Below are 13,077 nucleotides of genomic sequence, written 5' to 3' on the forward strand. Positions count from 1 at the left end.
GAAAGAAGATGATCGCAGAATTTGAATCACGCATTCTGGCGTTAATTGATGACATGGTGGAACACGCCAGTGATGATGAGCTGTTCGCCAGCGGTTATCTGCGTGGTCACCTGACGCTGGCGGTAGCCGAGCTGGAAGCAGGTGACGATCACTCTGCCGACGCCGTTCACGCTGAAGTCACGCGCAGCCTGGAAAAAGCCATTCTGGCCGGGGAGCTCTCTCCGCGCGACCAGTCTCTGGTGCTGGGGATGTGGGACAATTTATTCCAGCAGGCTAAACGCTAAGCCGCTGTCCACTCTTCCCTCTCCCCTTTGGGGAGAGGGGATTCGACCGCACCATACTTAACCATTTTCCCCTTCAGCAGTTTCCTTACCCACAACCGGTTCGGATTCAGCCCCGCGAGCGTAACCCTGTCCAGAGGAACCGGCTCATCGCTCATTTGCGCAGCAAGCACCTCTGCCAGCAACGGCGCGGAGCACAATCCTCGCGATCCTAATCCGCCCAGCATGAACAGTTCAGGATAAACCGGGGCACTTACCGCCGTTTCCTTGTTTTCTGCCAGATCCTGATAGAGTTCAAGCGTGGCTTCATAGTCCGGCACGTTTCCCGCCATCGGCAGGTGATCGCGGGTCGCGCAGCGCACGCCGCAGCGCGCTTCGCCCTCGCTAACGTCAACCTCTTTCGCCCACGCCGCGTCCGGGAAGCAGTCAATCAGGCGCTGGCGGTTTTGCTGCTGATCCGCTTCGCTGTAGCGCATATCCGCTTCGCCACGATGATAGCTGGCGCCGATGCAGTGATGTCCGTTAGACGGATTTTGTGGCGTCAGATAGCCGTCATAGCACAGCACCTGGCGCAGCTTGCTCAGTTCGGGCGCGGTTGGGATATGGCTTACCTGGCCGCCGACCGGATAAACCGGCAACGTCTCGGTCTGGATAAACTGGCTGATGTTATGTCCGTTTGCCAGCACAACGCTGGCATGGTGTGCCGCTTTGCCATCAGCAAAATGCAGAGTCCACCGTTCTGACCGGCTAAGCGATTCAACCTTATGAGAATAATGCACCCTCAGCCCGCGTGACTGCGCCAGGCTAATCGCCGCCGCGGTCAGTTCAGCCGGGCACAGCCAGCCGCCGAGCGGATATTGAATGCCGCCACAGCCGGTTTCCACGCCCGCCATGTCTGCCACCTCTTGCGCACTGACCGCGCGGGCAATCTCCTCCGGCAGACCCAGCGACAGCATCTGGGCGATTTTTTGCTGGCTTTTTTCATCCCAGCCGAGCTGCGTCACGCCGCACCAGTCATGGTCGAATGCCACCGGAATGGAATCATACAGGCGGCGAGCGAAGGTAAACGCTGCCGGGAAAAACTGGAACAGGGCCGGGTCGTGCGCGCTTAAAAGCGGGTAAAGCGCGCCCTGGCGGTTGCCGGACGCGCCGTTGGCTGGTGCCTCGTCAGCGCAGTAGAGCGTCACCTGCCAGCCCCGGTGCAGCAGCGCGAGAGAGAGCAGGGCGCTGGCGATCCCTCCGCCAACGATCGCCACTTCGCGCGATGCGCTGGCGCTGCGCGCAAACCAGGGAGCCCGAGCGGGAATGTCCAGCGTCCGTTCCATCGTGCCGACCAGCATGTCGCGCTTGCGGCCAAAGCCTTTGGTCTTCTGCATGGTAAAGCCCGCGTCCTGCAGGCCGCGGCGAACAAAGCCGGCCGAGGTAAAGGTGGCGAGCGTTGCGCCGGGACGCGCCAGCCTGGCCATCGCGCTAAACAGATGCTGGCTCCACATGTCCGGGTTCTTGGCGGGCGCAAAGCCGTCAAGGAACCACGCGTCCACCGTCTGGTTCATCGCGTCGTCAAGCGTATCGGTCAGGTCGTTAATGTCGCCTAGCCATAAATCCAGCGTCACCCGTCCGCCGTCCAGAATCAGACGGTGGCAGCCGCCGATATGCGGCGGCCACTGCGCCTGAAGCTGCTCCGCCCAGGCTGCAAGCTCCGGCCAGCGCTGGTGGGCGAGCCGCAGATCGTGCGCGGTAAGCGGAAATTTTTCGAAACTGATGAAATGTAATCTTTGTAGCGTAGCCTCGGGTTGTGCAGCGCGAAATCGATCGAACGCCTGCCAGAGAGTCAGAAAATTTAGTCCGGTTCCGAAGCCGCTTTCCGCAACAACGAACAGACTGCGCGGGTGCGCAGGGAAGCGGGCGCTGAGCTGGTTTCCCTCGAGGAAAACATAGCGGGTTTCTTCGAGTCCGTTATCATTAGAAAAGTAGACGTCATCAAAATCTCGGGAAACAGGTGTACCCTCAGCGTTGAATTCGAGGTTGGCGGGTTGTATAGCGTTTTGTTTCACGTAAGTTACTCGTCTGACAGGCAGTGGCACGATCTTAACGATGTGAGTCCATCGGTGCAAATTTCCGCAGAAAATGTCTGATCGGACTTGTTCGGCGTACAAGTGTACGCTATTGTGCGACTCGAAACTTTTTATAGTGCGACTTACAGAGGTATTGAATGAAACGTGCAGTGATTACTGGCCTGGGCATTGTTTCCAGCATCGGTAATAACCAGCAGGAAGTCCTGGCATCTCTGCGTGAAGGACGCTCCGGGATCACTTTCTCTGAAGAGTTTAAAGATTCAGGTATGCGTAGCCACGTATGGGGTAACGTCAAACTGGACACCACCGGTTTGATTGACCGCAAAGTGGTTCGTTTCATGAACGATGCCTCTATTTATGCTTATCTCTCCATGCAGGAAGCGATCAAAGATTCTGGCCTGAGCGAAGAGGTTTATCAGAACAACCCGCGCGTGGGCCTGATTGCCGGTTCCGGCGGTTCCTCTAAAGCGCAGGTATTCGGTGCTGACGCCATGCGCAGCCCGCGTGGTCTGAAAGCGGTAGGTCCGTACGTGGTGACTAAAGCCATGGGTTCTGCGGTTTCCGCGTGCCTGGCGACCCCGTTCAAAATTCACGGTGTGAACTACTCCATCAGCTCCGCGTGTGCGACTTCCGCACACTGTATCGGCAACGCGGTTGAGCAGATCCAGCTGGGCAAACAGGACATCGTATTTGCTGGCGGCGGCGAAGAGCTGGGCTGGGAAATGGCCTGTGAGTTCGACGCGATGGGCGCACTGTCCACCAAGTACAACGAAACCCCAGACAAAGCCTCCCGTACTTATGACGCGCACCGTGACGGTTTCGTTATCGCGGGCGGCGGCGGTATGGTTGTGGTTGAAGAGCTGGAGCACGCGCTGGCGCGCGGCGCGCACATCTACGCTGAGATCGTGGGCTACGGCGCAACGTCCGACGGCGCCGACATGGTTGCTCCGTCCGGCGAAGGCGCGGTGCGCTGCATGAAGATGGCGATGCACGGCGTTGATACCCCAATCGACTATCTGAACTCCCACGGTACCTCTACTCCGGTAGGTGACGTGAAAGAGCTGGGTGCGATCCGCGAAGTGTTCGGCGACAACAGCCCGGCTATCTCTGCCACCAAAGCCATGACCGGTCACTCTCTGGGTGCGGCGGGCGTGCAGGAAGCGATCTACTCTCTGCTGATGCTGGAAAACGGCTTTATCGCCCCAAGCATCAACATCGACGAGATGGACGAGCAGGCGGCTGGCCTGAACATCGTGACCAAACCAACGGAAGCGACGCTGACCACCGTGATGTCCAACAGCTTCGGCTTCGGCGGCACCAACGCCACACTGGTTATGCGCAAGCTGAAAGCATAAGCGTTTGAATGTATAATAGAAGGGAGCCGAAAGGCTCCCTTTTTTTATGCCTGAACACGGAGTTATGCATGAAGGCTGTTACCCCCGAGAAGGGCACTCCTTCCGGGAACCTTTCTCTTTTCCGCATCGCCTTTGCGGTATTCCTGACCTACATGACCGTTGGCCTGCCGCTGCCGGTGATCCCGCTGTTCGTTCATCAGGAACTCGGCTATGGCAACACCATGGTCGGCATTGCTGTGGGCATTCAGTTTTTAGCCACGGTATTAACCCGCGGCTACGCAGGACGATTGGCCGATCAGCGCGGTGCAAAACGCTCGGCGCTGCAGGGCATGTTTGCCTGCGGTCTGGCGGGGGGCGCGTGGCTGCTGGCCGCTCTCCTGCCGGTCGACGCCGCGTATAAATTTGCGCTGCTGGTGGTGGGCCGTTTAATCCTTGGCTTCGGTGAAAGCCAGCTGCTGACCGGTACCCTGACCTGGGGGATGGGGCTGGTGGGGCCTGCGCGCTCCGGCAAAGTGATGTCATGGAACGGGATGGCGATTTATGGCGCACTGGCTGCAGGCGCGCCGCTGGGTTTGCTGATCCACAGCCAGTTTGGTTTTGCGGTACTGGCAGCAACCACCATGATATTACCGCTGCTGGCGTGGGCTTTTAACGGTTCGGTACGCAAGGTACCCGCCCATAAAGGCGAACGTCCTTCGCTGTGGAGTGTGGTGGGGCAAATCTGGCAGCCAGGGCTGGGGCTGGCGCTTCAGGGAGTAGGCTTCGCGGTGATTGGTACCTTCGTCTCCCTCTATTTCATGAGCCGCGGCTGGGCAATGGCGGGCTTTACGCTGACGGCCTTTGGCGGCGCGTTTGTCCTGATGCGTGTCCTGTTCGGCTGGATGCCGGATCGCTTTGGCGGCGTGAAGGTGGCGGTGGTGGCGCTGGTGATTGAAACCGTTGGGCTGGTGTTGCTCTGGCAGGCGCCGGTCGCCTCCGTTGCGCTGCTGGGTGCGGCGTTAACCGGCTGCGGCTGCTCGCTGATCTTTCCGGCGTTGGGCGTTGAGGTGGTGAAGCGCGTGGCGCCGCAGGTCCGCGGTACGGCGCTGGGCGGCTATGCGGCGTTTCAGGATATCTCATACGGCGTAACCGGGCCGCTGGCGGGTCTGTTAGCCACCTCGTTTGGCTACCCGTCCGTCTTCCTGGCCGGCGCGGTTTCTGCGGTGGTGGGGATCGTGGTGACGCTGGTGGCGTTTCGCAGAAATTAACTGTTGTCGCCGGGGGGCGGCTGCGCCTTACCCGGCCTACGGTTCGAGCCGTTGTAGGCCCGGTAAGCGTAGCGCCACCGGGCAAATCCTCAGGCAACCAGCCAGAAAATCGCCAGCGCAATCAATAATGCAATCAACATTAATCCCGGACGGGCAGAGAGCGTTCTGAACGTCTCCGCAACGGGCGCAAACAGCGGGCTGTAGATCGGCTGAACGTTTCTTACCTCCGGCACGCCGCCTTCCCGCTCGGCGCGGCGAACAAAGATCTGATTCAGCACATCCTGCACCTGCGCGGTGGTCAGTACCGTTTGCGGCGTGGCCTGCCAGTTCTGCTGGGCGTAATCCCGAATCACCTCGAACTCGTGCGGTTCCAGCGGCTGTTTAAGCGCCGCCTGAACGGTATGCAGGGTAGGGGCGCTCTGGGTGCTGAGCGTCTGGCGCGCCTGGAGCCAGGTCACCAGATGGGTAAACTGTTTGGCCGGAATCAGCTCGCCCGCCTTCACTCCGGACAGTTCCAGCATGGATTGCCAGATAAGCTTCGTCGACTCGCCGGTGGCGGCGGCCAGTTTGGTCACCATCTGGTTCAGCGTGTTGTGCTCGGCAGGCTGCAGCGGGCGCTCGGTTGAGGGGCGCACCTGAGGCTGCGGAATAGACAACTGATTGTTCTGCAACAGCGTCAGCACGGTTTTAAGCTGGTCTGGCGTCAACTGGCTCAGGGCGGTCTGGCCATACTGCTGACGGATAAAGTCACTGACAGCCTGACGGTTATTTCCCTGGCCCAGCAGCTCGGTCAACTGCGTGACAATCTGACGCGTGGTGTGGTTCTGCTGCGCGGTCGTAATACGCTGGTTGAGATTTTGCTCGGCGGCAGGGAAATGGCGCGACTGCAGCGGTGCGTCGTTCCTCACGCCTAAATCATGCTTTACCCCGGCCCAGACTTCCGCGTTTTGCTGCGAAGTCAGCGCTATCAGGCGCGTGATCAGTCGCTCCAGCACGGTGCGCTGTTGCGTGGATAGTGGCTGTTCACCGGCAACGTTTGGCGTGACAGGGCCTTCACCCGGAGGGCGTGGCGGCGTACCTGAAATGGGCTGCATCGTCAAAAATCCTTAAAGTCAAAACTCAGCGTAAACCCGGCATACGTATATGCCTGGCGGCCAGATTATGGCACACTTGGCAGGTTTTCTTCCTCTCAAACAGGTACTCAGACGTGAAAATCCTCGTTGATGAAAATATGCCTTACGCCCGCGAGCTGTTTAGCCGCCTCGGTGACGTTAAGGCTGTCCCTGGCCGCCCGATCCCGGTTAACGAACTGGATGACGCAGACGCGCTGATGGTGCGCTCGGTGACCAAAGTAAATGAGGCGTTGCTTGCCGGTAAAGCGATTAAGTTTGTCGGAACCGCAACGGCAGGGACCGATCATGTGGATGATCAGTGGCTGAAGCAGGCCGGAATCGGTTTTTCCGCCGCGCCGGGCTGTAACGCCATTGCCGTCGTGGAATACGTTTTCTCCTCGCTGCTGATGCTGGCCGAGCGCGATGGTTTTGCGCTGAAAGACCGCACCGTGGGGATTGTCGGCGTGGGTAACGTCGGCGGGCGTCTGCAAAAGCGCCTTGAAGCGTTAGGTATCCGCACGCTGCTGTGCGATCCGCCGCGTAAAGACAACGGTGACGACGAGGATTTCCGCGCGCTGGATGAGCTGGTTGAACAGTGCGATGTGCTGACGTTCCACACGCCGCTGTTTAAAGAGGGGCCGTATAAGTCCCTGCATCTGGCGGACGAGGCGCTGATTCGCCGTCTGAAGGCTGGCACTATTCTGATTAATGCCTGCCGTGGCCCGGTGGTGGATAATGCCGCGCTGCTGAAATGTCTGAATGAAGGACACGATCTCAGCGTGGTGCTGGACGTCTGGGAGCCGGAGCCGGATCTCAACGTTGAGCTGCTGAACAAGGTTGACGTTGCCACCGCGCATATTGCGGGCTATACGCTTGAAGGCAAAGCGCGCGGCACGACGCAGGTGTTTGAAGCCTACAGCGCCTTTATCGGCCATCCGCAGCAGGTGGCGCTTGATACTTTACTCCCCGCGCCTGAATTTGGCCGCATTACCCTGCATGGCCCGCTCGATCAGGCAACGCTGAAAAGGCTGGTGCATTTGGTGTATGATGTGCGCCGCGACGATGCGCTGCTGCGTAAGGTGGCGGGGATCCCGGGTGAATTTGATAAGCTGCGCAAGAATTACGTTGAGCGCCGCGAGTGGTCTTCCCTGTATGTGATGTGCGACGACGCAGCGGCTGCGACGTTGCTCAAGAAACTGGGTTTTAACGCCGTTCATCACCCGGCGCATTAATGTCTTCTTAATGCTCCCTGTCGGATACGCCGACAGGGACGCTGTTTTATTTCTGGAGTAAACCACCATGTCTGAAGGCTGGAACATTGCCATTTTAGGTGCCACGGGTGCCGTGGGCGAAGCCCTGCTCGAAACTCTTGCCGAGCGTCAGTTCCCGGTGGGAGATATCTATGCGCTGGCGCGCACCGACAGCGCGGGCGAACATCTGCGTTTTGGCGGTAAATCCGTGATGGTTCAGGATGCGGCCGCGTTTGACTGGACCCAGGCGCAGCTGGCGTTTTTTGCCGCAGGTGCTGAAGCCACGGCGTCTTACATTGAAGAGGCGACCAATTCGGGCTGTCTGGTGATCGACCTGAGCGGTCTGTTCTCCCTGGAGCCGGACGTGCCGCTGGTGGTCCCGGACGTCAATCCGTTTGTGCTGGCTGACTACCGCAACCGTAACGTTATCGCGGTACCGAACAGCCTGACCAGCCAGCTGCTGACCGCGCTGAAGCCGCTGATTGACGACGGCGGCCTGTCGCGCATTACCGTCACCAGCCTGCTGTCCGCGTCGGCGAACGGTAAAAAGGCCGTTGACGCGCTGGCCGGGCAGAGTGCGAAGCTGCTGAATGGCATCCCGATCGACGAAGATGATTTCTTTGGCCGCCAGCTGGCGTTCAACATGCTGCCGCTGCTGCCGGATCGTGAAGGTTCCGTGCGCGAAGAGCGTCGTCTCGTCGACGAAGCGCGCAAGATTCTGCAGGACGAGGGGCTGATGATTTCCGCCAGCGTCGTGCAGTCCCCGGTCTTCTACGGCCACGCGCAGATGGTTGGTTTTGAAGCCCTGCGCCCGCTGGCGGCAGAGGAAGCGCGCGACGCGTTTGGCCGCGGTGAAGATATCGTCCTTTCCGAAGAGAGCGAGTTCCCGACCCAGGTGGGCGACGCCACCGGCAGCGCGCATCTTTCCGTTGGCTGCGTGCGTAACGACTACGGTATGCCGGAGCAGGTACAGTTCTGGTCCGTTGCCGATAACGTTCGCTTTGGCGGCGCGCTGATGGCGGTCAAGATCGCCGAGAAGCTGGTGCAGGAGTATCTGTACTGATGTCCGAAGTGGATCAAAAGCCGGTTCATAAAATTGCCCTCGGTATTGAGTACGATGGCAGTAAATATTATGGCTGGCAGCGTCAGAATGAGGTGCGCAGCGTTCAGGAAAAGCTGGAGAAAGCGCTCTCTCAGGTGGCAAACGAGCCGATTAACGTCCTGTGCGCGGGGCGTACGGACGCGGGTGTTCATGGCACGGGGCAGGTGGTTCACTTTGAAACCACCGCCGTGCGTAAGGATGCCGCCTGGACGCTGGGTGTAAATGCGAATTTACCTGGTGACATCGCGGTGCGTTGGGTGAAAGCTGTGCCGGATGATTTTCACGCGCGCTTCAGCGCAACGGCGCGTCGCTATCGCTATGTCATCTACAACCAGCGTCTGCGCCCGGCGGTGTTAAGCCAGGGTGTGACGCATTTTTATGAACCGCTCGATGCAGAACGTATGCATCGCGCGGCGCAGTATCTGATTGGTGAAAATGACTTTACGTCGTTTCGTGCGGTGCAGTGTCAGTCCCGTACGCCGTGGCGTAACGTCATGCACATTAACGTCAGTCGTTATGGCGCGTATGTGGTGGTGGATATCAAAGCCAATGCCTTTGTACATCATATGGTGCGGAATATTGTAGGCAGCCTGATGGAAGTGGGCGCCGGACACCAGCCGGAGAGCTGGATTGCAGAACTGCTGGCAGCGAAGGACAGAACGCTTGCGGCAGCAACGGCGAAAGCGGAAGGGCTTTATCTGGTCTCGGTAGACTATCCGGATCGGTTTGACCTGCCAAAACCGCCAATGGGCCCGCTGTTTTTAGCGGACTAAACAAAGGTGCAATTAAGGCTTAGACAATATGGACGTAATACGTTTTCTGATTGATTTCATTCTGCATATTGATGTTCACCTGGCGGAGCTGGTCGCGCAGTACGGCGTCTGGGTTTACGCCATTCTGTTCCTGATTCTGTTCTGTGAAACCGGTCTGGTCGTTACCCCGTTCCTGCCGGGAGACTCGCTGCTGTTTGTGGCCGGTGCGTTGTCGGCGCTGCCCACCAATGATTTGAACGTGCATCTGATGGTCGTGTTGATGGTGATTGCCGCGATTGTCGGGGATGCGGTCAACTATACGATTGGCCGGGTGTTCGGTGAGCGGTTGTTCAGTAATCCGGACTCGAAAATTTTCCGCCGCAGCTATTTAGACAAGACCCATGCCTTCTATGAACGTCATGGTGGAAAAACCATTATCCTTGCGCGTTTTGTGCCTATTGTGCGCACATTTGCGCCTTTTGTGGCGGGAATGGGCCATATGTCCTATCGTCATTTTGCAATGTATAACGTGGTGGGCGCACTGCTTTGGGTGTTGCTCTTTACCTATGCTGGCTACCTGTTTGGCGACTTGCCAGTGGTTCAGGAAAACCTTAAGTTACTGATTGTAGCGATTATTGTGCTTTCCGTTCTGCCGGGTGTTATCGAAATCATTCGTCACAAACGCGCGGCAGCAAAGCAAGCGAAGTAAATGCACGCTGGCGGTTCGACCACTTTTTTATCCAAAGTTTCGGGCTGTTATGTTTTAATGTGCAACATTCATGGTCTGTTGGAGGCAAAAATGGCATTATTCGCCTCTTATAGCAAAACTGGCATACGACCAGGTTCAGGCAGAAAGGTTATCAATGAGCTGGATTGAACGAATTAAAAGCAACATTACCCCGACGCGCAAAGCGAGCATTCCTGAAGGGGTATGGACGAAGTGTGATAGCTGCGGCCAGGTTCTGTATCGCGCAGAGCTGGAACGCAATCTCGAGGTGTGTCCGAAGTGTGACCACCACATGCGTATGTCGGCGCGCAACCGCCTGCATAGCCTGCTGGACGAAGGTTCTCTGGTAGAACTGGGCAGCGAACTGGAGCCAAAAGATGTGCTCAAGTTCCGCGACTCCAAAAAATACAAAGATCGTCTGGCCTCTGCACAGAAAGAGACCGGCGAGAAAGACGCGCTGATCGTCATGAAAGGCACCCTGCACGAGATGCCGGTGGTTGCCGCTGCGTTTGAGTTCTCCTTTATGGGCGGCTCAATGGGCTCCGTGGTCGGCGCGCGTTTCGTGCGTGCCGTTGAGCAGGCGCTGGAAGACAACTGTCCGCTGATCTGCTTCTCCGCCTCCGGTGGTGCACGTATGCAGGAAGCGCTGATGTCCCTGATGCAGATGGCGAAAACCTCTGCGGCGCTGGCGAAAATGCAGGAGCGCGGTCTGCCGTACATCTCGGTGCTGACCGACCCAACCATGGGTGGCGTCTCCGCAAGCTTCGCGATGCTGGGTGACCTGAACATCGCTGAGCCAAAAGCGCTGATCGGCTTTGCCGGTCCTCGCGTCATCGAGCAGACCGTTCGTGAAAAACTGCCGCCGGGCTTCCAGCGCAGTGAGTTCCTCATTGAGAAAGGCGCTATCGATATGATCGTCCGCCGTCCGGAAATGCGCCTGAAACTGGCCAGCATTCTGGCGAAGCTGATGAATCTGCCAACGCCTAACCCGGATGAGCCGCGCGAAGGCGTGGTGGTACCGGATCAGGAACCCGAGGCCTGATAACTGAAAAGGGCAGGGCCAGATGGCGCTGCCCTTTTGCTTTATAACCTGTTAATGACAACCGGGCATTATGGAAAATAAAAGCATTCCCCAAGCCACGTCGCCCCTGGCCACGTGGCTTTCTTATCTGGAAAACCTGCACAGTAAAACCATCGATATGGGCCTTGAGCGCGTAAGCCAGGTTGCCGCGCGTCTCGACGTGCTGAAACCGGCTCCGTTCGTGTTCACCGTTGCAGGTACTAACGGTAAAGGGACGACCTGCCGCACGCTGGAGTCAGTCCTGATGGCGGCGGGGTACAAGGTTGGCGTTTACAGCTCACCGCATCTGGTGCGCTATACCGAGCGCGTGCGGGTGCAGAACACCGAGCTGGCGGAATCTGCCCATACGGCGTCGTTCGCGGCTATCGAAGCGGCGCGCGGGGAAACCTCATTAACCTATTTTGAATACGGCACCCTGTCGGCGCTGTGGCTGTTCAAACAGGCGCAGTTGGACGTGGTGATCCTGGAAGTGGGGCTGGGCGGACGTCTGGATGCCACCAATATGGTGGATGCGGACGTGGCGGTGGTCACCAGCATCGCGCTGGATCATACCGACTGGCTGGGCCCGGACCGTGAAAGCATTGGCCGCGAAAAGGCCGGTATTTTCCGGGCGAATAAGCCTGCCGTGGTGGGCGAGCCGGACATGCCGCATACCATTGCCGACGTGGCGAAAGAGAAGGGCGCACATCTGTTGCGCCGAGGCGTTGACTGGCAGTATGAGGTGCAGGGCAACGGCTGGCGCTTCAGCGATGCGCAGGGCGTGCTGGAGAATCTGCCGCTGCCGCAGGTGCCACAGCCTAACGCGGCAACCGCGCTGGCGGCACTGCGCGCCAGCGGATTAGCTGTAAGTGAGCAGGCGATCCGTGACGGCATTCAGAATGCGCTGCTGCCGGGGCGTTTCCAGATAGTCAGCGAGTCACCGCGTCTGATTCTGGACGTGGCGCACAACCCACATGCGGCGGCGTATCTCGCAGGACGTCTCAAATCGTTACCAAAAACCGGGCGCGTGCTGGCGGTTATCGGTATGCTTCATGATAAAGATATCGGCGGCACGCTGGCCTGCATGGAGAGTGTGGTCGATAGCTGGTATTGTGCTCCTCTGGAGGGGCCGCGCGGTGCGACTGCTGAGCAGTTGATGGAACATCTCGGCAAAGGTGCAATCTACAGTAGCGTGGCGCAGGCCTGGCATGCCGCGATGGCGGATGCTAAACCAGAAGATACCGTGCTGGTGTGTGGCTCTTTCCACACGGTAGCACATGTCATGGAAGTGATGGACGCGGGGAGAACCGGTGGCGAGTAAGTTTCAGAACCGTTTAACAGGAACCATTGTGCTGGTCGCGCTCGGGGTGATTATTCTTCCCGGGCTGCTCGACGGGCAGAAAAAACATTATCAGGACGAGTTTGCAGCCATTCCGCTGGTGCCGAAGCCGGGCGACCGCGATGAGCCGGATATGCTGCCTGCGGCGACTCAGGCGCTGCCTGCTCAGCCGCCTGAAGGGGCGGCGGAAGAAGTTCGCGCGGGCGATGCCGCTGCACCGTCACTCGACCCGTCGCGTCTGGCGGCGAATAACAACATCGAGATCGATCCGGTACCGGTAGAGAAGCCTAAGCCTGTTGAAAAACCGAAGCCGGTAGAGAAACCGCAGCCGAAGCCTCAGCAACAGCGAGATAAAGCAGCAGAGCAGCTGGCTGCAGCGTCTGAAACCCCACCACCGGCGAAGCAAGACGCAGCGCCGACCGGCAAAGCCTACGTTGTGCAGCTGGGGGCGCTGAAAAACGCCGATAAAGTCAACGAGGTTGTGGGTAAACTGCGCAGCGCGGGCTATCGCGTTTACACTTCACCTTCCACGCCGGTGCAGGGTAAAATCACCCGTATCCTCGTGGGGCCGGAGGCGTCGAAAGACAAGCTGAAAGGGTCGCTGGGCGAGCTGAAGCAGATCTCCGGGCTGAGTGGTGTGGTGATGAGCTACAGCGCGAACTAAGTACGACCTGCTCCTTTAGAGAGAGGCGATAAGCCACGGCGTTGAACATTTTTTCAGCGCCTTTTTTATTTACGCGCGGGAAGGAAATCCCTACGCAAACGTTTTCTTTTTCT

The 13,077-nt window shown here is 58.5% G+C and carries 12 protein-coding genes; 10 read left to right on the forward strand and 2 right to left on the reverse strand.

What is annotated here, in order from left to right:
* Positions 1 to 8 precede the first annotated feature (8 nt).
* Positions 9 to 284, forward strand: a complete 276-nt coding sequence (locus IM291_RS07340; RefSeq protein ID WP_028013966.1) for a YfcL family protein — start codon at positions 9 to 11, stop codon at positions 282 to 284.
* On the opposite strand, the gene mnmC is transcribed toward IM291_RS07340, so the two are convergent.
* Positions 281 to 2,335, reverse strand: coding sequence for a bifunctional tRNA (5-methylaminomethyl-2-thiouridine)(34)-methyltransferase MnmD/FAD-dependent 5-carboxymethylaminomethyl-2-thiouridine(34) oxidoreductase MnmC (mnmC, locus tag IM291_RS07345; RefSeq protein WP_192986468.1), 2,055 nt, complete (start codon positions 2,333 to 2,335; stop codon positions 281 to 283). The genes IM291_RS07340 and mnmC overlap by 4 nt on opposite strands.
* 158 nt (positions 2,336 to 2,493) lie before the next feature.
* Here mnmC and fabB point away from each other — a divergent pair, with 158 nt between their 5' ends.
* Complete coding sequence (gene fabB / locus IM291_RS07350) at positions 2,494 to 3,711, forward strand: beta-ketoacyl-ACP synthase I (protein ID WP_023336433.1); 1,218 nt, start codon at positions 2,494 to 2,496, stop codon at positions 3,709 to 3,711.
* A gap of 68 nt (positions 3,712 to 3,779) precedes the next feature.
* Positions 3,780 to 4,958 (forward strand): MFS transporter, encoded by a 1,179-nt coding sequence (locus tag IM291_RS07355; RefSeq protein WP_192986470.1) that lies wholly within the window; start codon positions 3,780 to 3,782, stop codon positions 4,956 to 4,958.
* A gap of 89 nt (positions 4,959 to 5,047) precedes the next feature.
* On the opposite strand, the gene flk is transcribed toward IM291_RS07355, so the two are convergent.
* On the reverse strand, positions 5,048 to 6,052 hold the full coding sequence (gene flk / locus IM291_RS07360; RefSeq protein ID WP_059357082.1) for a flagella biosynthesis regulator Flk: 1,005 nt from the start codon (positions 6,050 to 6,052) through the stop codon (positions 5,048 to 5,050).
* Between the two features lie 113 nt (positions 6,053 to 6,165).
* Here flk and pdxB point away from each other — a divergent pair, with 113 nt between their 5' ends.
* The 7 genes from pdxB to dedD all read left to right on the forward strand — a co-directional run bounded on the left by pdxB (position 6,166) and on the right by dedD (position 12,964).
* Positions 6,166 to 7,302: a 4-phosphoerythronate dehydrogenase PdxB gene (gene pdxB / locus IM291_RS07365; protein ID WP_045631484.1), complete on the forward strand. Its 1,137-nt coding sequence runs from the start codon at positions 6,166 to 6,168 to the stop codon at positions 7,300 to 7,302.
* A gap of 67 nt (positions 7,303 to 7,369) precedes the next feature.
* On the forward strand, positions 7,370 to 8,383 hold the full coding sequence (locus IM291_RS07370; protein WP_028013962.1) for an aspartate-semialdehyde dehydrogenase: 1,014 nt from the start codon (positions 7,370 to 7,372) through the stop codon (positions 8,381 to 8,383).
* Complete coding sequence (truA, locus tag IM291_RS07375; RefSeq protein WP_192986472.1) at positions 8,383 to 9,195, forward strand: tRNA pseudouridine(38-40) synthase TruA; 813 nt, start codon at positions 8,383 to 8,385, stop codon at positions 9,193 to 9,195. Before IM291_RS07370 ends, truA begins: the two co-directional genes overlap by 1 nt.
* Positions 9,196 to 9,223: 28 nt before the next feature.
* Complete coding sequence (locus IM291_RS07380; protein WP_008502599.1) at positions 9,224 to 9,883, forward strand: DedA family protein; 660 nt, start codon at positions 9,224 to 9,226, stop codon at positions 9,881 to 9,883.
* 154 nt (positions 9,884 to 10,037) lie between these two features.
* Positions 10,038 to 10,943: an acetyl-CoA carboxylase, carboxyltransferase subunit beta gene (gene accD, locus IM291_RS07385; protein WP_047053266.1), complete on the forward strand. Its 906-nt coding sequence runs from the start codon at positions 10,038 to 10,040 to the stop codon at positions 10,941 to 10,943.
* 70 nt (positions 10,944 to 11,013) lie between these two features.
* The gene (gene folC, locus IM291_RS07390; RefSeq protein ID WP_192986474.1) at positions 11,014 to 12,282 is read left to right on the forward strand and encodes a bifunctional tetrahydrofolate synthase/dihydrofolate synthase; all 1,269 of its coding nucleotides are present in this window, start codon (positions 11,014 to 11,016) and stop codon (positions 12,280 to 12,282) included.
* Entirely contained in the window at positions 12,272 to 12,964 is a 693-nt protein-coding gene (dedD, locus tag IM291_RS07395) for a cell division protein DedD (protein WP_045259684.1), read from the forward strand. Before folC ends, dedD begins: the two co-directional genes overlap by 11 nt.
* Positions 12,965 to 13,077 lie beyond the last annotated feature (113 nt).

It is taken from the genome of Enterobacter cloacae complex sp. P27C, from assembly GCF_014895705.1.
Taxonomy (GTDB): Bacteria; Pseudomonadota; Gammaproteobacteria; order Enterobacterales; family Enterobacteriaceae; genus Enterobacter; species Enterobacter bugandensis.